The organism is Lysinibacillus sp. SGAir0095 (assembly GCF_005491425.1).
Classification (GTDB): domain Bacteria; phylum Bacillota; class Bacilli; order Bacillales_A; family Planococcaceae; genus Ureibacillus.
On the sequence record NZ_CP028083.1, the window covers coordinates 3,043,029 to 3,065,364 of the forward strand.

Here is a 22,336-nt window from a genome sequence, read left to right on the forward strand (position 1 = left end):
CTTCGTGAATACCTTATTTACATTGTAAAGTTTTTAGAATAATATAAACAATATATACTTTGGATAGAATTAATCTAATATTTAGATAAATGAGGTGGAAACGTTGGAATTACGCCAATTGCGATACTTTGTTGAGGTAGCTGAAAGAGAACATATCTCCGAAGCAGCCGAACATTTACACGTCGCCCAATCTGCAGTGAGTCGACAAGTTGCAAACCTTGAGGATGAGCTAGGCACACCACTTTTCGAACGAGTTGGTCGAAATGTGAAGCTAACACCAATTGGTAAAATCTTTTTGGAACACACTGTTACCGCATTGAAGGCAATCGATTTTGCTGTCAAACAAGTAGAAGAATATTTAGATCCTGCTAAAGGGACTATCAAAATAGGCTTTCCTACAAGCCTCGCAAGCTACGTCTTACCAACTGTTATTTCCGCCTTTAAAAAAGAGTACCCGAATGTACTTTTCCATTTACGTCAAGGTTCCTATCGTTATTTAATCGATGCTGTCAAGAACCGAGAGCTCAACATTGCTTTTTTAGGCCCTGTTCCACCAAGTGACGAAAGCATAAATTCAACAATTCTTTTTAGTGAAAAAATTCACGCCCTGCTTCCTGCGAACCATCCATTAGCAAATGCTAAAAAAATCGTTCTGCCAGATATCCGAAAAGAGAATTTTGTTCTTTTCCCAGAAGGCTATATTTTGAATAAAGTGGTTGTAGATGCTTGTAAAGCGGCAGGATTCGTACCAAGCATTACTTCTGTAGGCGAGGATATGGACGCTTTAAAAGGGTTAGTGGCTGCCGGTATTGGAATTACTCTACTTCCTGAAAGCTCACTTTATGATTCTACCCCTCGCTTCACCGTGAAGATGGCGATTGAAAATCCAACTATTACACGAACTGTAGGCGTCATCTATCCTACAAACCGTGAACTGGGACCTTCTGAACAAGTATTTTTGAAATTCATCGAGAACTTTTTCTCAAGGTTGAATCAATTTTTATAGAGGTTCGATGTGAAATGAATGCCCAGAGCTATATTAGCTTCTGGGTGTTTTTTATGTGGTTATTTATAGAGTATATCTCTTGTGAGTTACGTCTAAATTTGCTTCAAAAGGGGATAGAACATGTCAATTTGCATTGACGTGTGTTCATTACTTTTATGTAATGCATATCTAGCCAATTTCCCTTCCCAAATGCAGTTCATTAATTTTTCTCTCAAGTATCTTTAAAATAAAAAAACGGTGAGGAAAAAATCATTTTCCTCACCAATTCAAATTATTCGTTTACCGGTACTACAGCGCCGCCCCACTCATCAATGATGAATTGTTGGATTGCGTCAGAGTGCAGTACTTCAACTAAGCGTTTGATTGCTTCGTTATCTTTGTCTTCAGCACGAACTGCAATTACGTTTACATATGGAGATTCTGAGCCTTCAATGGCAATTGAATCTTCTAAAGGATTAATATCTGCATCGATTGCGAAGTTCGAGTTGATTACTACAGCATCCCCTTCGCCTTCTTCATAATACGTTACTAGCATTTCAGGAGCTGAGCTAGCGTCAATCTCTAAATTTTTAGGGTTTTCAACGATATCATCTACTGTAGCTACCGTTTTATCGATTCCATCAGCTAGAGTGATTAACCCTTTAGCTTCTAGAAGAGATAAAATACGCCCTTGGTCAGATACTGAGTTTGAGATAATTATTGTAGCGCCATCCGGAAGTTCGTCTAAAGATTTATATTTTTGTGAGTAAATTCCGATTGGTTCAATATGGATGCCACCAGCATTAACGAAATCATAGCCTTTTTCAGCAATTTCAGTTTCAAGATAAGGAATGTGTTGGAAATAGTTTGCATCTAATTCTTTAGAATCTAAATCTTGGTTAGGCATTACATAGTCTTGGTAAGGTTCGATTTCTAATTCGATTCCTTCTTCAGCTAAAATTGGTTTTGCTTGCTCTAAGATTAAATCATGTAACCCGTTAGAAGCACCAACCTTTAAAGTTACTGATTCTTTCTGTTCAGTTGCCTCTCCATCTGCAGACCCATTTGTAGAAGTATTTGTTTCCTCTTCTTTAGCAGTTCCACATGCAGCTAATGCAAGTACAACTACTGATAATAATAAGAATGATAAAAATTTCTTCATATAGTCTTTCTCCTTTTCTCCTGTTTCTTCTATATGTGAACGGCCAAACCGTCAGCACCAATTACCAAAAAATAGTTGTTAACGTTTATCAGTCTTTGTTGTTATAAAGTCTCCAATAAATTGAAGAATAAACACGATTAATAAAATGACAATCGTTGCCATAAGCGTTACATCATCACGGCTACGTTGGAAGCCATCAATAAATGCCAGGTTTCCTAATCCGCCAGCTCCGATAATTCCAGCCATTGCCGTGTATCCAACTAATGCCACTGCAGTCACCGTAATACCAGAAAATAATGCTGGTAGGGATTCTGGAATTAATACCTTCCAAATAATTGTTGAAGTTTTCGCTCCCATTGATCGAGCCGCTTCAATGACACCTTTATCAATTTCTCTTAAGGCGATTAATACTAGTCGAGCATAAAATGGTCCAGCCCCAATAATAAGTGCAGGTAATGCTGCCTCAACTCCTCGGATTGTTCCAAGCAGGAATTTTGTAAACGGAATTAAAAGAATAATTAATACGATAAATGGGATAGATCTGAATATATTAACAAGAGATCCTGTTAATAAATTAACCATTTTATTTGCCCAAATTTGGTGTGGGCTTGTCAAAAACAGCAATATTCCAATTGCTAGTCCAAGTACAAAGGTTACTCCTGTAGAAATTACCGTCATATATAATGTCTCGTAGGTAGCTTCCCACAATTTTACCCAATCAACATTCGGAAATAATTGATTAAACATGGTCAATCACCTCCGCTTGAATTTCTCTCGTCTCTAAAAGTTTAAATGCTTCTTCAACCTGATTTGGTTTCCCATCGATTTGTACAATTAATGTTCCATATGGGCCACTTGTAGTTTGTGTAATATTTCCGTGAACAATATTCACTTCAACATCAAATTCCTTAATAATTTGTGAAATGACTGGCTGTTCCGTTTTATTCCCAATAAACGTCAGTTTCACTAGTTTCCCTGTTGGGTAGTTGACTAGAATTTGCTCGATTGATTCCTTGGATTCTTTTGTTCCAGAAACCTGCATCACGAAATTCTTAGTGATTTCAGCTTGTGGATTTTGGAAGACCTGTAGCACTTCTCCCGATTCAACTACTTGTCCAGCTTCCATTACCGCTACACGTCGACAAATTTTGCGAATGACATGCATTTCATGTGTAATAAGTACAATCGTTAGCCCGAGACGCTTATTGATGTCTAGCAATAATTCCAAAATTGCATCCGTTGTTTCTGGATCAAGGGCACTTGTTGCCTCATCGCAAAGCAATACTTCCGGATTATTTGCAAGGGCTCTTGCAATCCCCACACGCTGCTTTTGACCACCCGATAATTGAGATGGGTAAGCATTCTCTCTTCCAGTTAAACCAACCAAATCGATTAACTCTTTCACACGTTTTGTTCGTTCTGCCTTCGAAACTCCTGCAATTTCTAATGGAAAAGCAATGTTCTCTGCAACTGTACGCGACCATAGCAGATTGAAATGCTGGAAAATCATACTGATTTTTTGTCTTGCTTGGCGAAGCAGCGAACCTGAAATAGAAGAAATTACCTGACCATTCACTTCTACCGTCCCTGTGGAAGGTTTTTCCAGACCGTTAAGTAAACGAATCATTGTACTTTTTCCTGCGCCACTATAACCGATAATTCCAAATATTTCACCTTTGTTAATGGATAAATTAACATCCTTGACAGCTGTTATCTCTCCATTTTTTGTTTTATATATTTTCGATATGTCTTTAAGTTCAATCATATGCGACTCCTTACTATGCGTTCTATAGCGAACCGTAACTATGTATTCTTATATCTATACTTGAAGGTATTTTCAGTTTACCCATTTAGCGATTGTGAAATTTATAATCTAGCAATTATTTGAAAACAAAAAATCCCTTCTACCAAGACAAGTAGAAGGGAACGTAACTGTATTGTTTACGTTAACCGTTCTCTTATCTTCCAAAGTATCCACTTCGCGTGACTTGGCACCTTTTCACAAAATGTGATGGTTGCCGGGCTTCATAGGGCACTTCCCTCCACCGCTCTTTATAAGAGTTACGATATTAAATTTTAGATTATGGATGTTACTTTACCATGTTAGTTCTCTATGCGTCAACACTTTTTTTCAACTTCTCATAGAGGAATGGTACAGATTGGAAAGCATATACTTTTTCGACATTTCCATTTTCACTGATTAGTAAACATGGAACACTTTCAATTTGATAATCCATTGCTAAATTTCCTAAGTAATTAATATTTGCCTTGCCTAGAGGTAAATCTGGCAAAAGGTTTTCGATAACATCCATCATTTTCGATGCGACAGCACAAGTTCCACACATCGGCGTATATAGATAAAAGGCAACTAAGGAATTTTTCTCCTGTTGTTGCGCCCAATTTTCAATTGTCCATTCTTTCATTAACCATCATCCTACTCGTTCGTTTAGGTAATAATACAACTATTTACGTCTCAATTGATGAAGATAAATATTGCTTATGCACCGAGAATTTGGCATCACTTAACAAATTTGCCAACACTTTTTTAGGAGCATTCGCCACTTCGATATATGTTCGAGGTATGAAAAGATGAACAGCCTCAGAATAAATTCTTTTTGTTAGCTTTCTCAACTTTTCTCCTGAATTATCCGCATCAAATAACGTATAGAGTTTACATTCTTCAAATGGTTCCAGAAGATCTAATAAGGCATCCTCACTAATCGTACCATTCGTACAAATAATTTTAACATCCTCAGCAAAGATTGGTGCAATGTTTAACTTATCCGATCGACCCTCAACAATTATACACTTATCAACTATCATTTGCTTCACCCCACGATTTGTAGTAACACAGCTAAATAACGTCTTCAAATATGCATAAGGATAATGATTGAAAAGCACGGTTTTCATTAGTGAAAATCGATGTCTTTTCTCACTGATTTTGTGAGACTGTCTACAAATGATCAGTGAAATAAAAGATATGGTTATTTATTATATTTAGATTGTAAAAAAAACGCCAGTGGTTTTCTGGCGTTTTCTTTTTATATCATATTCATATTATGCGTCAATTAATTCATCATATTGCTCAGGAGTTAATAAAGCTTCCACTTCTGAAAGATCAGCCGGTTCAATTACTATCATCCAAGCTTGTTCATAAGGTGATTCATTTACAAATTCTGGACTATCTTCAAGCTCGCTATTGATTTCAACCACTTTACCTGAAATTGGTGCGTATAGTTCTGAAACTGTTTTTACAGATTCCACACTACCGAATGGTTCGTTTAATTGAATTTCGTCGCCAACTTGTGGAAGTTCAACGAATACAATATCGCCAAGTTCAGATTGTGCAAAGTGTGTAATTCCAATGCGTACTTTTCCATCTTCAACTTTTACCCATTCGTGTTCTTTAGAGTAACGTAAATCTTTCGGTGTGCTCACTAAAAACCCCTCCAAATATATGTAATTCATACATGATAAGTTTGACATATTTCATAACCAAAAACAAGATAGAGTATGGCTTTATTTCCAAGATTCGATGAAGTCAGACTCTTTAAAGCCTAAAGTAACTTTTTCTCCATCTGTCACAAGCGGTCTTTTGATCAACATGCCGTCAGAAGCCAATAATTTCAGCTGTTCATCTTCTGACATTGAACTTAATTTATCTTTTAAGCCCAATTCTTTATACTTCATACCAGATGTATTAAAAAACTTTTTTAAAGGAAGCTCACTTTTTTCCCAGATTGTTTTTAATTCTTCTTTCGATGGGGTCTGTTCCACAATATGAATCGCTTCAAAGTGAATATCATTGTCCTTCAACCATTTTTCTGCTTTCTTACAAGTTGTACAACGCGGATATTGAATCAATTTAAGCACCATTAACAAGCTCCTTCACCAATCATTAATTTCATCTAACTAAAGTATATCAGAGAATTCTTGTGTGTGTATTGTATGTGTATCAGGTACATAAATAATTCATAGCGTACCAGGTACACACACAATTCTGAATAGTTAGAATAGTTTGTGTACCTGGTACATATACTATTCAATTAAAAAACGGGCATCCTTTGTTTAGGATGCCCGTCTCGGGTAATTATACGATATATTTTTCTGCTTCAATAAGTTTTACTGAAGCTTCGCGTTTTTTCAAGATTAAGTTATAAGGATTGCTTCGAGTTAGTTTACGTAGTGCTGAAAGAGTCATTTTTCCAGCGTCTCCATCAACTGATGCCAAGATGGTTTCTTTTGCTTCTTTTTCGATTTCCGCAAACGCTTCTTGACAGAAGATTTCAGTATAAAGAATTTTCTGTTTCGATTTCTCTACACCCTCACGCTCAATCGCTTTAGCTGTACGAATAACAGCTGATTCCATTGCATACAGCTGGTTTGCAATATTCGCAATGTTAACAAGTACTTCTTGCTCAGCTTCTAGTTTCGCACCAAACCTCTGAGCAGCTACACCAGCTACTAATACACCGATTTTCTTAGCATTTTTCACAAGATATTTCTCTTGTGCTAATGGCTCATCACCAATTTCTTCAGGCATTAGCATCAATAACTCTTCTTGAAGCTTTTGAGCAACTTGAAGTAATGGCAACTCGCCTTTTAGTGCTTTTTTCATGAAAGTTCCAGGTACGATTAAACGGTTGATTTCGTTAGTCCCTTCGAAAATACGGTTAATACGAGAGTCACGGTAAATACGTTCTACTTCATATTCTGCCATGAAGCCATATCCACCATGTAATTGAACCGCTTCGTCAGAAATGTAATCTAATGTTTCTGAACCGAAAACTTTCGCAATCGAACATTCAATCGCATATTCAGCAATCGCTCCAGCAATTGCTTTCCCATCTTTTTGTTCTTCTGCTGAAAGCTGGCTTAAACGATCCTCGAAGTAACCTACAGTACGATAGTTTAAAGATTCAGAAGCATAAAGCTGAGAAGCCATAGTTGCGATTTTTTCTTTAGTTAGATTGAAACTTGAAAGTGGTGTTTTAAATTGTTGACGTTGGTTTGTATAAGCAACTGCTAGTTCTAAAGCACGTTTTGACGCACCTACAGTACCAACCCCTAATTTATAACGACCAATATTTAAAATATTGAACGCGATTACGTGACCGCGGCCAACTTCTCCAAGTAAGTTTTCAACAGGAACTTCTGCATCTTCTAAAATTAAAGTACGCGTTGAAGATGATTTTATCCCCATTTTCTTTTCTTCAGCACCTACAGATACACCTGGGAAATTACGTTCAACGATAAAAGCAGTGAATTTGTCACCATCGATTTTCGCGTAAACAACGAACACATCAGCAAATCCAGCATTTGTAATCCATTGCTTTTCCCCGTTTAATACATAATGAGTACCTTCCTCATTAAGCTTGGCAACTGTTTTGGCACCAAGAGCATCCGAACCTGAGCCTGGTTCAGTCAATGCATAAGCTGCAATTAACTCACCAGATGCAAGTTTTGGCAAGTATTTCGATTTTTGTTCATGGTTTCCGAATAGGACGATCGGTAATGACCCGATCCCCACGTGCGCACCATGAGTAATAGAGAAACCACCTGCTGGTGACATTTTTTCCGCGATTAAAGCTGAAGAGATTTTATCTAACTCTAAGCCTTCGTATTCCTCAGGTACATCAGCTGCTAATAAGCCTAGTTCCCCTGCTTTTTTCAATAAACGTACAGAATGCTCAAATTCATGATGCTCTAAATTCTCAACTACTGGCTTTACTTCGTTTTCAACATAATCTGTCGTTGTTTGAGCGATCATTTTTTGCTCGTCAGTAAAATCCTCAGGTGTAATGACACGGTCTAACTCCACATCTTCAATTAAAAAACTTCCACCCTTAATAATGTTTGTTGTCTGAACCATTTTTACTTCCTCCCCTTTATTCAATAATGATCATAAAACACTTCGAAAGCGATTCTTTCATATTCCCATCTTATATAGAAAAGCTTTAGACACTCATCTCCCGGAGGCAACGGTAGTAGTCGATTGCCTAAAGCTAATCAACAAATTAACAAAACTTATAAATTATAAAACTTCAATTACTCCGGCAGCACCCATTCCGCCACCGATACACATTGTAATAACGCCATATTTTTTGCCTTGACGTTTTAGCTCATGGATCAGTTTTAAGGTTAAAATGGCACCTGTTGCACCAAGAGGATGGCCTAAAGCAATCGCCCCACCGTTAACATTCACTTTTTCCATATCAATTCCCAAATGGCGAACCACTTGAATCGATTGAGAAGCAAAGGCTTCATTTAGCTCCCAAAGGTCGATATCATCAATTGATAGACCAGCGATTTTTAACGCTTTTGGTACTGCTTCAATCGGACCAATTCCCATTACTTCGGGTGGAACGCCACCAACTGCAAAGCCTAAAAACTTCGCCATTGGTTTTAATCCTTGATTTTCTGCTTCTTCACGGTCCATTACAAGAACAGCCGCAGCACCATCAGATGTTTGAGAAGCATTCCCTGCCGTTACAGAGCCTTTTACATTAAAGGCTGGGCGTAATTTAGCAAGACCTTCCACAGATGTACCTGGTCGAACCCCTTCATCTGTATCAAAAGTAAATGTTCTCGATTGAAGTTTATCGTTGCCATCAACATAATGCTGAACAACTTCAATTGGAACGATTTCATCTTTAAATTTACCTTCTTTAATCGCTTTTTCAGCTAATTCATGAGAACGAACTGCAAAAGCATCCTGATCTTCCCTGCTTACTTCATAGCGATTGGCTACTTCCTCAGCAGTATGACCCATACTCATATAATATTGAGGTGCTTCTTCAGCTAGCTTGGGATTAAGACGGACAGTATTTCCTGTCATTGGAATCATGCTCATTGATTCCACTCCACCAGCAAGAACGGCTTTAGAATGGCCTAGCATTACACGTTCTGCTGCATAAGCTATTGCTTGAAGACCTGAAGAACAAAAACGGTTAATTGTGATTGCCGGTGTTGAATCTGGCAGCCCCGCCAATGCACCGATATTTCGCGCAACATTCATTCCTTGTTCTGCTTCAGGCATTGCACAACCCATAATCAAATCATCTATAGGACCTTCATAGCCAGCTCTTTTTAATGTTTCTTTTACTACTATTGCCCCAAAATCATCAGGACGTACGGTTGCAAGTGATCCTTTTTTCGCCTTAGCAATTGGCGTTCTTGCACCTGCTACAATTACGGCTTCACGCATTTGTGTATCCCCCTTATTCATTGCTTATGTTAATTCAGTCTTCGTACAGTTTATGAATTCACAAATCAGTTACGTAGTGGTTTCCCCTTGATAAGCATGTGCTGCATTCTAGCTTGTGATTTCGGATCAGCTACAAGACTTAAAAATGCTTCGCGTTCTAAGTTGAGTAAATACTCTTCTGAAACGCTTGTTCCGTATGGTACAAGTCCTCCTGCAATTACGTAGGCTAGCTTTTTCGCGATTTTCAAATCATGCTCACTGATAAAGCCTGATTGGAACATACCCTGTGCTCCTAATAAAAGTGTTGCATAACCCGGTGCGCCAACAACCTTCACTTTTTTAGGAACCGGTGCTGTATAACCAGCCTCTGAAAGCGCAAGTACAGCTTGTTTTGCATCATAGATTAAATGATCTGGATTAACTGAAATTCCATCAGCAAAGCTTAGGAAGTTATTGTCGCGTGCTTCTTCACCCGATGTAGAAACAGTAGCCATTGCAATTGTTTCAAACACCTTATTGGCAATTGCTTGATAGTCAATTTCCACTCCGTTTGGTAGACCTTTCAAGAATTTTTCATAGAGTGCTAGATTACCTCCACCACCTGGAATTAAACCTACCCCTACCTCTACTAAGCCCATATACGTTTCACTGGATGCTTGGATATGAGCAGCCGGTAAACAAACTTCCGAACCCCCACCCAGCGTCATGCCAAATGGTGCAGCCACAACAGGCTTTGTACTGTATTTCACTCGACGCATCGCTTTTTGGAATGCACGAATTGTATAGTCTAATTCAAAAATATTATCATCTTGAGCTTCCATTAAAATCATGCCCAGGTTCGCACCGACGCAGAAGTTTTTGCCTTGGTTTCCAATCACAAGCCCTTTGTAATTGGCTTCAACTTCATCAATTGCGAAATTCAGCATTTGGATAATGTCTAGTCCGATTGCATTAGATTTCGAGTGGAACTCTAGTAAAGCAACTCCATCCCCTAAATCTATTAAACTAGCGCCTGAATTCGATTTAATAACCCCTTGTTTTTTCTTATAGCGTTTTAAATCGATTACTTTTTCATTAACCGGGACTTTCACATACTCAGATCCGTTGTAATAAGCTAAATCTCCATCTAATTCTGTATAGAATGATTCAAACCCTTGAGATAAAAACTCCTTAACGAAGCCAGGTACTTCCCTGCCTTCTGCTTCCATTTTTTCTACGGATTGCTTAACACCGATAGCATCCCACATTTCAAATGGGCCTTGTGTCCAGCCGAAGCCCCATTTCATGGCATTATCGATTTCCACAATACTATCAGCAATGACACCTGTCATTTCAGCAGAGTAAAGTAATGTTGGAGCAAAAATGTTCCATAATAATTCACCTGTACGATCTTTGGCATAAACAAGTGTCTTCACTTTATTTGGAAGACCTTTTGTTTGTTTGGCCATCTCAATAGAAGGTGTTTGCAGTTTTTTCGCTGGTACATATGCTAAAGTTTCAGGGTCAATCTCAAGAATGTCTTTCCCCTTTTTCAAGAAGAAACCTTGACCTGATTTCGCACCTAACCAACCATTTTCAACTAATTTTTTCATAAGTTCTGGCACTTCAAATACTTTTTGCTCTTCGCTAGTAGTTTGATCATAAACAGTTTTAGCTACGTGCAGGAATGTATCTAGTCCTACGACATCTAAAGTTCTAAACGTAGCTGATTTTGCTCGGCCAATTAATGTCCCAGTTACCGAGTCAACTTCTCCTACTGAATATCCACGCTCTAACATTTCTCTTAATGTCACTAATAACCCATATGTGCCGATTCGGTTCGCAACAAAGTTTGGTGTATCTTTACCGATTACAACCCCTTTACCCAGCACATCTTCGGCAAACGTTTTCATAAAGGAAACAACCGTTGGCAACGTTTGTTCTGTCGGAATGACTTCTAATAGTTTTAAATATCTTGGTGGATTAAAGAAATGTGTACCTAAAAAGTGCTTTTGGAAATCCTCTGAAAGACCTTCACTCATGGCATTTACGCTAATCCCGGAAGTATTTGAACTAATAATTGTTCCTGGTTTACGTACCAAATCTATTCGTTCAAATAGATTCTTCTTAATATCTAAGTTTTCAACCACCACTTCGATTATCCAGTCAACGTCCTTTAGCTTATCTAAATCATCCTCTAAATTCCCCGCAGAGATTAGTGCTAAATTTTTCTTGGATGTGAGTGGTGCTGGTTTATGCTTTAACAATTTTTGAATTGCACTAGTCGCAAAACGATTTCGAATAGCAGGGTGTTCCAGTGTAAGTCCCTTTGCTTCTTCTTCTTTCGTTAACTCTCTTGGTACTATATCTAATAATATTGTTGGAATCCCGATGTTTGCTAAATGTGCTGCAATTCCTGATCCCATTACCCCTGAACCGAGTACGGCTGCTTTTTGAATTTTGTAAGACATAAACATCCCCCTTAATCCTTTGAATGAATACTCATTCATTTTATGCCGAAAAAAAATAAATTCATAAAATTTAATTCTTTAAATCACTTTTTCTGTTCTTAGTGTAGATGATTTCCTTAAATTTAGCAACCACTTTTAACTTAATTTTCTAAATAATTCAGATGATTTTTTCTAAATTAGTAGAGTTATTACTATTTTATGAACAATCATTCATTAAGTCAAAATACTTTTCCCAATAATTTAAAATGTGTACACTACATATAAGGAGAGTGATTATAATGCAAAATATTACTACAAATGAACAATTTAACGAAATTATCGCATCTGAACAACCTGTGATTGTAAAATTCTACGCTGGTTGGTGCCCAGATTGCACACGCATGAACATGTTTATTGATCCAATTATTGAAGAATACAATCAATACACATGGTATGAAATGAACCGTGATGATTTCCCTGAACTAGCAGAAAAATATCAAGTGATGGGGATTCCAAGTTTATTGATCTTCAAAAACAGTGAAAAACTTGCACACTTACACAGTGCAAACGCAAAATCACCTGAAGATGTAAAAGAATTCTTAAACGCTCAATAATTATTAAGTTTGTAGACTTTTAGCTATGAATAGGTTGTAGAAACTTTATTCATAGCTTTTTTTATGCTTACATTAGTGGAAATTATTTAGTCTAAGATAGAATTTAAGGGGATGAAGTTGAATGCCATATGTAAATATCAAAATTACCAATGAAGACGTGACACCAGAAAAAAAAGCTGCCCTCATTAAAGGCGCAACTCAATTACTTGTAGATGTACTCGGTAAAAACCCCGCAACAACAGTTGTAGTGATTGACGAAGTCGATACCGACAACTGGGGCATCGCCGGAGAGACTGTAACCAGCAGAAGAAAAGAAGGAAAATAAATAGTATATTAGTGGAGAAAACCGAATCATCTTCTCCACTCTATTTTTTGCATAGACTCTTTCTAATAGACACTCCTCTGAATCCCCTCCAGCTTTCGTTCAATAACCACAACTACTAGATGATTCTTCAATTTTATTTCATGGCCGTTCGCAATAAACTCTCCCAACCGTCAGTTTCTCTTTCAATCCCTAAGATCCCGTATATTTCCTCTAGCTTGCGGATTTCATAGGTAGGTATAATTTCAGTGCTAAGACGCACTTGTTCCTTAATGTTAACCCAGCAAGTGTCGATTCCGGCATTCCAGCCGCCTGTCACGTCAGCACTAAAGGAATCTCCGATGATTAACGTTTTACTCAAATCTAAATTTTCGATGTGAGAAAAAGTATAGTCGAAAAAGCCTTTCATCGGTTTTTGATAGCCTGTATCCTCTGAAACGAATACTTTTTTAAAATACGGATCTAGACCTGAATCCTTTAAGCGTTTTTGCTGTGTGGGTGAAGCACCGTTTGTCACAATATATAAATCAAATTCAGTATGCAGCCTTTGAATTAAATCCAATGCTCCCTCTATTGAATGATGACCTTCCGAAAGATATCTTCGGTAGTTTTTCTCCAAAGCCACACCGTCCACATTGATGCCATACTGTTCGAATAATAGAGCAAATCGCTTATTTACAACTTCATCCCGGTCCATCTCATCATTTTCATATGCCTTCCATAATGACTCATTTATTTTTTTGTAATTCGCTTTAATGTCGGGTGTTAATGTAAACTGTTGATCGTTAAATAGGTTTTGGAGGGCGACTTCCTCCGAAGCCCCAAAGTCCAGCAGAGTATCATCTAAATCAAATAACAAAGTTTTATATTGTCCCATTGTGCTCTCCTATTCTTTTTTAAAATTCTCTTATAAAATTATAGCATTCATTTGTACACAATACTTCATATCCCATATGATAATAGTAAGAAGGTGTGAGGTGAAGATATGAAAGTTCAACTAAATGTACAAGGAATCTCCCAATATAACAAAGACATTAGCCCACGATATCAGAACTCTGCTTGTGGCCCTACTACAGTATTTGTCATTTTAAATTACCATAACTATCAGCAAGCTAAAAATATCAATGACCTATACAAACTTCTAGGTGGAACTAAAATCGGTCTATTTAGATGGCGACTGATTAAAAATTTAAGAAAACTCTTAGGTCCCAAATGGAATGTATCTCGCTGCACACTAGCTGAAAGCCTGAAAGAACTTGAGGCTGGAAGACCGGTTGCCATGAAATTTGATAAACACTTCACGTTTCAATGGTTGGCAAAACCCACTTTCAACTACCACTGGGTTCCATTAATCGGTTATCTCATCCAGGATGATGAGCTTTATTTAATCCTCCATGATAACGGTGGACGAAATCGTGAAAGCCAAATCAGAAAAGTTCGCTTTGCCGATAACCACAAAGTATTAAGCTTCGTAAAAATAGAGCCAAAGTGATCCCCAAAATCACCCTGGCTCTAATAATTTAAACTAATGAATATAAAGAACGTGCATGTTTCGCAATTAAGCTTAACCCTCTGTCATTAAGACGTGAAAAAGTTTCTTGCGCATAATCCTTCAAAATTAGCTCTTCTAAGTTAGCATCAATCTGCATATCTCTTTGAATTTTAGCTAACTGATGTGAAAGCTTCAACATTTCTAGGTTCTCGCTTACTTTATTACGTTGGGCTGGTTTTAGTACAGCTAAATTCTCCAATACCCCATCGATAGATCCGTAACTTTGGATTAGCTGTAACGCAGTTTTTGGACCAATACCCTTCACTCCGGGATAACCATCACTTGAGTCACCCATAAAGGCCTTTACATCCGCAAACTTGTAAGGTTCAATTAAGTATTCTTCTTTGAAACGTTCTTCTGTATAGACGTCGTATTCAGAATATCCTTTTTTTGTGAAGGCAATTTGTGTAGAGGGATTTAATAATTGAAGTAAATCCTTGTCACCTGAGATGACCGTAATGGAAGCTTCATCCTTCCATTTTTCGATCATTGAGCCAATCATATCGTCAGCTTCCATACCGACTTCCCCAAAGTTTTGCCAGCCAATCATCTCTGATACTTCTTTCGCCATATCGAATTGAGGCAGCATTTCTTCTGGTGGTGCAGGACGATTTGCTTTATAGCCATCAAAAATTTCATTTCGGAAGGTTTGTGCGCCCATATCCCAGCAAACGGCAAGATGGGTAGGGTTATAAATTGATTGAGCAGTTAAAACATGGCGGGCAAATCCTTGAACCCCATTGGTCGGTGTTCCATCTGCCAAACGAATATAATGCCCCATCGCACTAGAGGCAAAAAAAGAACGGAATAATAGAGCCATTCCATCCACTATTAAAAGATGTGGTTTATTTGTCATCTGAAAAATCCTCTCTAAATCTAGTGTTCTTATTATAACAAAACTATTGCCAGATGAGATGACAATTCAATTGTTAATTAATTCATATTGAACTTTTTTCTAGGTAAAAATCTTAACTCGCCTTTAGCAGGTTGAGTTGATGTCTCAACTTTGCAAATACCCAACAGCTTAAAATGGAATGGATTAGCTCCTAATAGCTTAATCTTTTTTTCAAGCCTCTTAAGTTAAATTGTAGAAGCAATTGACTAATAGGAGATGTTGAGACGTAGCCTGAGAAGACCGTTACCATCTTCCCTCCAAAGTTTTCTTTTAGTTCTTCTAAAAGAGTCGAATCCTTAATATCACCAAAATCATAAATTCGATATCCTTGCATTCCAAAATACTTCATATTATCCCAGCATAAAAAATAATTTGCACTTTTACTTAATTTGTCCGATTGTAATGCTTGTCCATTATCATATAACGCCATGACCATTTCTTTACCAGTAACATAAACCCGATAATATTCGGTATCTTTATGTTCATTTTCAATTTTGGTAATAACTAGGCCACCTTGGTCCCGTAAGAGCTTTAGTGTTTGCAAGTCAAACCTGTTCAGTTTTCTTGCTTCCTTTTGTATAGCATTTGAATTATATAATTGTTGAAATTCTTCAATATCTTGATCAGATGGATGATCAAACCTTGTAATTGTCCAGTTCTCTTCCTGGATCTCATCTAACAAATTAATAACGTGATCGGACATTCGATTATATAGAGTAGACTCACCATTTCTTAAATTTATATGGACGGTTTTCTTTGCCTGTAGTTTACGACTTGGTTTTAATACATGAGTATAACAAATAATTTTCGGTTCATATCGACTACCATATTTTGATTCTTGGAAAAAAACTTGATTAAATGGCAGAGCAAATAATTTTCTACTGATTTGCAGCATTGACTACACTCCTTCGATCATCTATTTTCTGAACATTCCCGTGAAAGTTATCTATTATTTTTTATATTATTTTCATTTTAAAAATATGCATTTTAATTATTACTAGTTTCACTATCCATGGAGCCATAAGTTATTTTCTCATTATATTTTTATTTTAAGATAACAATCACCTTTTTATTTTCCAACGAAATATTTCCTTGGTAATAAATGACTATCTGCATAACGCTAGATAAAATGAAACTTTATCTTATGAAAACAAAATGAATCTCAATTCCTTGATGTTTTAAAAAAATAATTTAATGCACGTGCAAAATTAAATACAATAGACAAGATTTTCTCCTAACTCTCCTTTCTAAAATCTCCATATCAGTTTAAATACTAGAGTAAATTAATAGTTTCTAATCTTGCTTTCATTTACCTAATTATTGACAACAAACTTCATTTATAATCCTAAAAAGGAAATAAATGTTTAAAACAAAAAAACCCTTCTCTAAAAAGAAAAGGGCAACTTCTATTCAATTTGTTTCATATCTCGGATTGCTTGAATTGATAGACGAACGAGTAAAATAGCACATAAAAACAGACCAAAATATGCGGCGATATTTAAATAAATAGCATATGCTGTGTGAACTACTTGAGAGATGGCAAGTAAGGCAACTGAAATTACGCCAAACGTAATGCCGACAAAGAGTAGTACGAATCTAGAAAACAGCTGGGTAATGAATTTTGAGTTGTTCTTATCGGAGAAAATATCGTGATGCAAGATGACCTTTCCATCCTCAACTCGTTTAAACAGCTGGTCAACCCTGCGAGGAATTTTCCGCAGATTTGGCAAGAGTAATGCTAATTCCTCTTCCATTCTTTCTTTTGTTGCAAGTGGTTCTTTGAAAGGCTTTTTCAATGTTAGCTTTAAGAAACTACTCGAAAAGATTTTAGCCTCCTCAAAGATGTTAAAGTTACGGTCAATGATCCGCAATGTACCATCTAATGTAACAATGACCCTCAATGCCAGACTGACAGACGGATAGAATTGCAATCCAAAATCCCGTATCACCGAGAAAATCGAGTAAACAATCTCGTCTGTTCGAATTCTTTCTACATACGAAATCTTCAATAGGATTTGACTAATAGCTTGTTCCAATTCTCCACGGTCGACATCATTCCGCTTCTTGACCAATAGCGATATACCGTCATATAGAATCGAAGCGTCACTTTTTTGGACACCAATGAAAAATAACTTTAACCCTTCTTGCTGTGAAGCAGATAATCGGCAAACTGCTCCAAAGTCTAATAAAGTGATTTCTTTTGTTGCACTATCATAATAAATATTCCCAGGATGTGGATCGGCATGGAAGATTCCTGAAACTAAGGCTTGTTCCAAATAGGAAAAAAGTAAAGTTTCCGCGATATCATGACGACTCGTCACTCTTTCTTGAGGTAAATTAGCGACACTTACACCTTGAGCTAAGTCCATCACTAAGATATTTTCATTGCTAAATTCCTCATAAACCTTGGGAATATTTACTCTTAAATCACTTTTCTCCATAACATTACTGATTTGCGTCATATTGCGAGCTTCTATATTAAAGTCAATCTCTTCCCTTAAGGAAGACGCAAACCCTTCAGCTAAATCTCGAAAGCCTAAACTTTCTGCCCATTGTGATTTACTTGTAATCCAATTGGCAAATTCGATTAGGATACTTAAATCTTCGCGCATAATATCTTTTACATCTGGACGTAATAGCTTAACTACAACTTGTTCATTCGTTTTTCGTAATACCGCTTTATGTACCTGGCCAATAGAGGCAGCTGCAACTGGTGTTATATTAAAATAGGAAAATACTTCATCTACTTCACCACGCAGATTTTGTTTTAGAATTTCATGTACTTGATTCTCAGATAATGTATTGACATTTTGTTGCAATTTCTCAAGTTCTTCTATAAATATTGGCGAAAATAATTCTTTTCGGGTTGACAGTACTTGCCCAAATTTAATAAAAATCCCACCGCATTGCTCAAGTGTTTCACGTAATGCTACTGCCAACTCACGGTCAGAATCACGATTCCTAGCATATTTCACCGTTCTTGTAATCCCGTTTGTGACAGCAATTTTGACTACAGTCCGTAATCTTTTTTGGTGTCGCCAATAGCCAAGTAATTTTTTGAAAAAGGATTTTTTTCCATTGTGCCTGCCTGATTTTTCATCAAATGCAATCGGATCAAAAAGTTCAAATAATAAATAGATCAGCATGGAAATGAGTAGCATACTGCCAATCCACAATAGAGTCGTAACATTGACAACACTATTAACCGTATCAAAAGAATATTCTTTCCCCTTTAGGTACGTATACCAGTAGATGAAGGTTGTAGAAGTAACACTTATGACAACCGACAAGACTCGTTTAAAAAGATTGACGTTCGCTCCTATCAATCGACCACTTATAAAAAAAGTAAAAACGGCCACGAGTAATATTAGAAGGATTGGTTTAATAATTGTCATTCCCTACACTCGCTTTCTCTCTGTCAATTTCTACTGTGCGATCTTGCAATCTACAGTAATTTCTACATTCCCTTTTAACGCTTTACTAATCATGCAGGTTTCTTCTGCTTTTAGGGCTAATCTTCTAGCAATACGTTTATTTGAATCGCTACCATCTTGCAGGAAAATCTCGATATGATGAATGATTTGTTTATATGTAAAAATATTATTTTCCACCTGAACAATTCCATCTGATTGAAGAACTAAACGAGCTTTAACATTTGAACGTTCCAGCATCGCAGCCAACGAAATGATATAACAGCTAGCTGCTGCACTTAAAAGTAATTCGTCGGGATTCGTTCCTATACCGGGACCATCCATCTCGCGTGGGATTGATATCGTGGATTTTAGATTCTCGCAGTGTATTTCACTCGAATCATTTCTTCCACCATCCCAGCTTGTTTGAAGCTTAAAAATATGTTCAACTTTATTAGACATTTCCTTCCACCTCACTCTCCTAACTATACCATTTCTACACGATAGGATGAAAACTAAAAACTATAATTCCGGAGAAATGAAAAAAAGGACCCACCTAAGTGAATCCTAACCCATTACTGCTCTATCTTGATATGCTGAGAAGTTACTGTGCTCTACTAAAAATCCAACTCTATAGTTTTTGTTGTTAACTCTGTCATTAAGCCAACTGAGTGTATGGTAATCTCTTTTGAACCTATTGTGAACACGACTCCGTGAAGTTGGCCTCTTTCAAAGATGGCCCCTCCACCATCTATTCCTAGCTTCCTTTGGCAAGATGAAATCCAGATGTCACTTGATTTATCTTCATTTAATAGAACTGTCGGTGTGTGTCCAAATACGACAATTTCTTTTGCTTTATGTGGGACATTATAAAACTCTTCTCGAATCCAATAAAAATCCTCTTCCTTTGTATCTCGGAAATTCTCTACAACAGAAGAAATTCCTGCATGCACAAATAGGAAGGGTCCCCATAAATAAAAACGTCTTAACCCCTTCACAAACTCAATAATCTTAGAATGCTCTTTTTGAATTTTAGCTGTCATCTCTTTTACAGAAAAATTTGTTGTGGCAATATTAAAAGCGGGATCATTGTAAAAACTTTGAACAGTAGCTGCTCCCCCAACCTTTGGATTAAAATAATATTCGGATACCTCTTCTGGTTTATCAAGCCACCCCAAAAATAATTGCTCATGATTTCCACTCAAGGTCACCACATCATAATCCTGTGCTAGTTGGATGACTTTTTGTAATACCCTTAAACTCTCTGGTCCCCGATCTACATAATCCCCAAGGAAAACTAGTTGTTCTTCCTCCGGATTCCATTTGGTTAAAAGGGATTCCAGCAAACTGTAACAACCATGTATATCACCAATTACGAAAACCTTATCCAATTACACACACCCCATTTACATAAACAAACTTCTTACTCATTGTTAGATAAACTTAAAAAGCTAATTTTTGTCTCATTATTCATTCTATTCATACTATATCATATTCAGTTGGAAAATTTTTTATATCTATAAGAAAAGGAGTTTTCTGCATATTTAAGAAGAAAATTTGATATTCTTTAACTTATTCCCTTTCTATAAGCTTCATTAGGCATAATAATCTACCTGATTTTTAAAGTAATATTTCTTTTTTTATTTATCTCTAGACAATCCTGTAATTACCTTGTATAATAAAGCTTATAATAATTATATTGCTTCATATCTAATGAATTCACATGTTACAAAAAGTAATCGTGAACGTTCGGTACTTTTTGTAATGTGTGAATTTTTTTATAGTTTTTGAAGTAATTGGTTATTGATTAAATTTTTTGGAGGTCTATTAATATGACACAAGGTACAGTAAAATGGTTTAACTCAGAAAAAGGTTTTGGATTTATCGAAGTTGAAGGTGGAAACGATGTATTCGTACACTTCTCTGCAATCCAAGGCGACGGTTTCAAAACTTTAGAAGAAGGTCAAAAAGTTGAATTCTCAGTTGAAGAAGGAAACCGTGGACCACAAGCTTCTAACGTAACTAAACTTTAATTTGAAGCTCAAAGGGCAATCTCTATTAAGAGGTTGCCCTTTTTTCAATTGAATATTTGCTTGATTAAACTGTAATACCCCGACTGCGTTTCACATTGTAGAGTGTTTTTCTCCAGGCGGTTACAATTATTAATAATTCTCTCAAAATTATTGGGTCTACTGATTAAATAGCCTTGTACCGCATCACATTCACTATTCACTAAATAATTGAATTGCTCCATTGTTTCTACTCCCTCAGCTACCACATTTAGATTTAAATGCTTTGCCATGGAAATAATCAGGTCCACTAAAGGTTCATGCTCGCTTTCACTCATATTATTGACAAAATCCCGATCAATTTTTAAACAATCAATTGGTAAGTCCTTTAAATAAGAAAGGGATGAATAGCCTTTTCCAAAATCGTCTAAAGCAATCGTGACACCTAATGCTTTTAGATCATGAAGGATTGGCAATAAAAAGTTTTTATCCATTGTCATTGTTTCCGTGATTTCCAGCTGTAAGCTTGCTGGTGGCAATTTTGTTTCTTCTAAAATGGAACTCACTACTTGAACAAAGTTTTCATGGAAAAGCTGGCGAAGAGAAAGATTCACAGCAACATTCACAGGCTGCCCCAAGGTTTCCTGCAGTACTTTTGTTTGTTTACAGGCTGTTTCCAGAACCCATTTCCCTATAGGAACAATCAATCCTGATTCTTCTGCTATCGGAATAAACGCAGAAGGTGGAATCAGACCTTTTTTAGGATGATTCCAACGCACAAGAGCTTCCATCGAGATATCATGCTTTGTTTTTAATTTTAACTGTGGTTGATATTGAAGAAATAATTCATTATTTTGAATGGCTTTATATAAATCATTTTCTAACATCAGCTGTTCTTCTCGTATACATGACATTGCTGGCTCATAAAAAATACATTGTTCAGGAACCTTTCTCGCTTCATACATAGCAAATTGAGCACATTTAATAAGGTCCTCTGCATTTTTTGCATTCTCAGGGTAATAGGCACATCCTATATTGACTGTAATGTTAAGAGAAAAGTGCTGGATGCAAAACGGTTGCTCCATCAATTCCATTAGCTGTTTACACAGAGTAAGAAAAGCTTCCTTTTCATTTTTTCTATCACTTAAGATGACAAATTGATCTTCTTTCAATTTCCCGATAATATAGTCTGGAAATTGATTCTGCAATCTTTCTGTGATTAGTTCAAGCATACGATTTGTATAAAAAGAACCTAAAGAGCTTTTAATGGTAGTTAAGCGATCTACTTCAAATACCAATAGTGCTTTGTCTGAGATACTAATTTCTAAATTCTTATAAATTTTTTCTATTAAATAACGTTCATTAGGAAGCTTTGTAACTTCATCATAATAAGACATAAAATACTTCTCTTTTTCTGAAACAGTTAATTTTTGTTCCGCTTCACGTAAAGTTTTTATCGTATCTTCATAAATGAATTTTACACAAGTTGCTAAATAGAACAGTATCATAATCACAATTGAAAAAAATATATTATTGGAAAGTGAATTCTCTTTAGAAAAAATAAGAATACTTACAAAAGCTAGGAATATTAAGCCAAGCGCTACATATACTATATTTTTCCGATGCAGGTAAGAATAAATATTCATCATCAACCCCCCATTTTTAAATCAAAATAACTAAATCATCCCAAGAACTTCTTAGGTATTTTGGAATGATAAAATTTTCTTAGTAGTTACTTTTTATTTAATCGT

General features: G+C 36.4%; 22 protein-coding genes and 1 riboswitch. Of the genes, 5 read left to right on the forward strand and 17 right to left on the reverse strand.

Features of this window, described 5'->3' with window-relative positions; translation table 11 throughout:
- Window positions 1-103: 103 nt before the first annotated feature.
- A complete protein-coding gene (locus C1N55_RS15145; protein ID WP_137729582.1) occupies window positions 104-1,006 on the forward strand; it encodes a glutamate biosynthesis transcriptional regulator GltC in 903 nt (300 codons plus the stop codon).
- A gap of 271 nt (window positions 1,007-1,277) precedes the next feature.
- On the opposite strand, the gene C1N55_RS15150 is transcribed toward C1N55_RS15145, so the two are convergent.
- The 10 genes from C1N55_RS15150 to C1N55_RS15195 all read right to left on the reverse strand — a co-directional run bounded on the left by C1N55_RS15150 (window position 1,278) and on the right by C1N55_RS15195 (window position 11,804).
- Entirely contained in the window at window positions 1,278-2,147 is an 870-nt protein-coding gene (locus tag C1N55_RS15150) for a MetQ/NlpA family ABC transporter substrate-binding protein (protein ID WP_137729583.1), read from the reverse strand.
- A 78-nt stretch (window positions 2,148-2,225) separates the two neighbouring features.
- On the reverse strand, window positions 2,226-2,894 hold the full coding sequence (locus C1N55_RS15155) for a methionine ABC transporter permease (RefSeq protein WP_137729584.1): 669 nt from the start codon (window positions 2,892-2,894) through the stop codon (window positions 2,226-2,228).
- Window positions 2,887-3,912, reverse strand: coding sequence for a methionine ABC transporter ATP-binding protein (locus tag C1N55_RS15160; protein ID WP_137729585.1), 1,026 nt, complete (start codon window positions 3,910-3,912; stop codon window positions 2,887-2,889). Before C1N55_RS15160 ends, C1N55_RS15155 begins: the two co-directional genes overlap by 8 nt.
- 190 nt (window positions 3,913-4,102) lie before the next feature.
- A riboswitch (SAM riboswitch) is annotated at window positions 4,103-4,208 on the reverse strand.
- A gap of 50 nt (window positions 4,209-4,258) precedes the next feature.
- Window positions 4,259-4,570, reverse strand: coding sequence for a thioredoxin family protein (locus C1N55_RS15165; protein WP_137729586.1), 312 nt, complete (start codon window positions 4,568-4,570; stop codon window positions 4,259-4,261).
- Between the two features lie 43 nt (window positions 4,571-4,613).
- The gene (locus tag C1N55_RS15170) at window positions 4,614-4,970 is read right to left on the reverse strand and encodes a toprim domain-containing protein (RefSeq protein ID WP_137729587.1); all 357 of its coding nucleotides are present in this window, start codon (window positions 4,968-4,970) and stop codon (window positions 4,614-4,616) included.
- A gap of 234 nt (window positions 4,971-5,204) precedes the next feature.
- The gene (gcvH, locus tag C1N55_RS15175) at window positions 5,205-5,585 is read right to left on the reverse strand and encodes a glycine cleavage system protein GcvH (RefSeq protein WP_137729588.1); all 381 of its coding nucleotides are present in this window, start codon (window positions 5,583-5,585) and stop codon (window positions 5,205-5,207) included.
- An 81-nt stretch (window positions 5,586-5,666) separates the two neighbouring features.
- Window positions 5,667-6,023: an arsenate reductase family protein gene (locus C1N55_RS15180; protein ID WP_137729589.1), complete on the reverse strand. Its 357-nt coding sequence runs from the start codon at window positions 6,021-6,023 to the stop codon at window positions 5,667-5,669.
- A 214-nt stretch (window positions 6,024-6,237) separates the two neighbouring features.
- The gene (locus tag C1N55_RS15185) at window positions 6,238-8,019 is read right to left on the reverse strand and encodes an acyl-CoA dehydrogenase family protein (RefSeq protein WP_137729590.1); all 1,782 of its coding nucleotides are present in this window, start codon (window positions 8,017-8,019) and stop codon (window positions 6,238-6,240) included.
- A gap of 162 nt (window positions 8,020-8,181) precedes the next feature.
- Complete coding sequence (locus C1N55_RS15190) at window positions 8,182-9,354, reverse strand: acetyl-CoA C-acetyltransferase (protein ID WP_137729591.1); 1,173 nt, start codon at window positions 9,352-9,354, stop codon at window positions 8,182-8,184.
- A gap of 65 nt (window positions 9,355-9,419) precedes the next feature.
- Window positions 9,420-11,804, reverse strand: coding sequence for a 3-hydroxyacyl-CoA dehydrogenase/enoyl-CoA hydratase family protein (locus C1N55_RS15195; RefSeq protein WP_137729592.1), 2,385 nt, complete (start codon window positions 11,802-11,804; stop codon window positions 9,420-9,422).
- A 278-nt stretch (window positions 11,805-12,082) separates the two neighbouring features.
- Between C1N55_RS15195 and C1N55_RS15200 the strand changes: the two genes are divergently transcribed.
- Complete coding sequence (locus C1N55_RS15200; RefSeq protein ID WP_137729593.1) at window positions 12,083-12,397, forward strand: thioredoxin family protein; 315 nt, start codon at window positions 12,083-12,085, stop codon at window positions 12,395-12,397.
- Between the two features lie 121 nt (window positions 12,398-12,518).
- Window positions 12,519-12,722, forward strand: a complete 204-nt coding sequence (locus tag C1N55_RS15205) for a 2-hydroxymuconate tautomerase family protein (RefSeq protein WP_107935080.1) — start codon at window positions 12,519-12,521, stop codon at window positions 12,720-12,722.
- Window positions 12,723-12,855: 133 nt separating this feature from the next.
- Here the strand turns inward: C1N55_RS15205 and C1N55_RS15210 are convergent, their stop codons facing one another.
- Window positions 12,856-13,596: a YjjG family noncanonical pyrimidine nucleotidase gene (locus tag C1N55_RS15210; RefSeq protein ID WP_137729594.1), complete on the reverse strand. Its 741-nt coding sequence runs from the start codon at window positions 13,594-13,596 to the stop codon at window positions 12,856-12,858.
- A gap of 108 nt (window positions 13,597-13,704) precedes the next feature.
- On the opposite strand from C1N55_RS15210, the gene C1N55_RS15215 reads away from it, so the two are divergent.
- The gene (locus tag C1N55_RS15215; protein WP_137729595.1) at window positions 13,705-14,211 is read left to right on the forward strand and encodes a C39 family peptidase; all 507 of its coding nucleotides are present in this window, start codon (window positions 13,705-13,707) and stop codon (window positions 14,209-14,211) included.
- Between the two features lie 28 nt (window positions 14,212-14,239).
- On the opposite strand, the gene C1N55_RS15220 is transcribed toward C1N55_RS15215, so the two are convergent.
- The 5 genes from C1N55_RS15220 to C1N55_RS15240 form a co-directional block, all read right to left on the reverse strand.
- The gene (locus C1N55_RS15220) at window positions 14,240-15,127 is read right to left on the reverse strand and encodes a 5'-3' exonuclease (protein ID WP_137729596.1); all 888 of its coding nucleotides are present in this window, start codon (window positions 15,125-15,127) and stop codon (window positions 14,240-14,242) included.
- A gap of 190 nt (window positions 15,128-15,317) precedes the next feature.
- The gene (locus C1N55_RS15225) at window positions 15,318-16,061 is read right to left on the reverse strand and encodes a hypothetical protein (RefSeq protein WP_137729597.1); all 744 of its coding nucleotides are present in this window, start codon (window positions 16,059-16,061) and stop codon (window positions 15,318-15,320) included.
- Between the two features lie 511 nt (window positions 16,062-16,572).
- Window positions 16,573-18,561 carry an ABC1 kinase family protein gene (locus C1N55_RS15230; RefSeq protein WP_137729598.1) on the reverse strand — a complete coding sequence of 663 codons (1,989 nt, stop codon included), beginning with the start codon at window positions 18,559-18,561 and terminating at the stop codon, window positions 16,573-16,575.
- Between the two features lie 30 nt (window positions 18,562-18,591).
- Entirely contained in the window at window positions 18,592-19,038 is a 447-nt protein-coding gene (locus tag C1N55_RS15235; protein WP_137729599.1) for an SACOL1771 family peroxiredoxin, read from the reverse strand.
- 155 nt (window positions 19,039-19,193) lie between these two features.
- Window positions 19,194-19,967: a metallophosphoesterase family protein gene (locus tag C1N55_RS15240; RefSeq protein WP_137729600.1), complete on the reverse strand. Its 774-nt coding sequence runs from the start codon at window positions 19,965-19,967 to the stop codon at window positions 19,194-19,196.
- A gap of 441 nt (window positions 19,968-20,408) precedes the next feature.
- Here C1N55_RS15240 and C1N55_RS15245 point away from each other — a divergent pair, with 441 nt between their 5' ends.
- Window positions 20,409-20,609: a cold-shock protein gene (locus tag C1N55_RS15245; protein ID WP_036201146.1), complete on the forward strand. Its 201-nt coding sequence runs from the start codon at window positions 20,409-20,411 to the stop codon at window positions 20,607-20,609.
- Between the two features lie 44 nt (window positions 20,610-20,653).
- Here C1N55_RS15245 and C1N55_RS15250 read toward each other — a convergent pair whose 3' ends face one another.
- Entirely contained in the window at window positions 20,654-22,231 is a 1,578-nt protein-coding gene (locus tag C1N55_RS15250; RefSeq protein WP_168193873.1) for a putative bifunctional diguanylate cyclase/phosphodiesterase, read from the reverse strand.
- Between the last annotated feature and the right edge of the window lie 105 nt (window positions 22,232-22,336).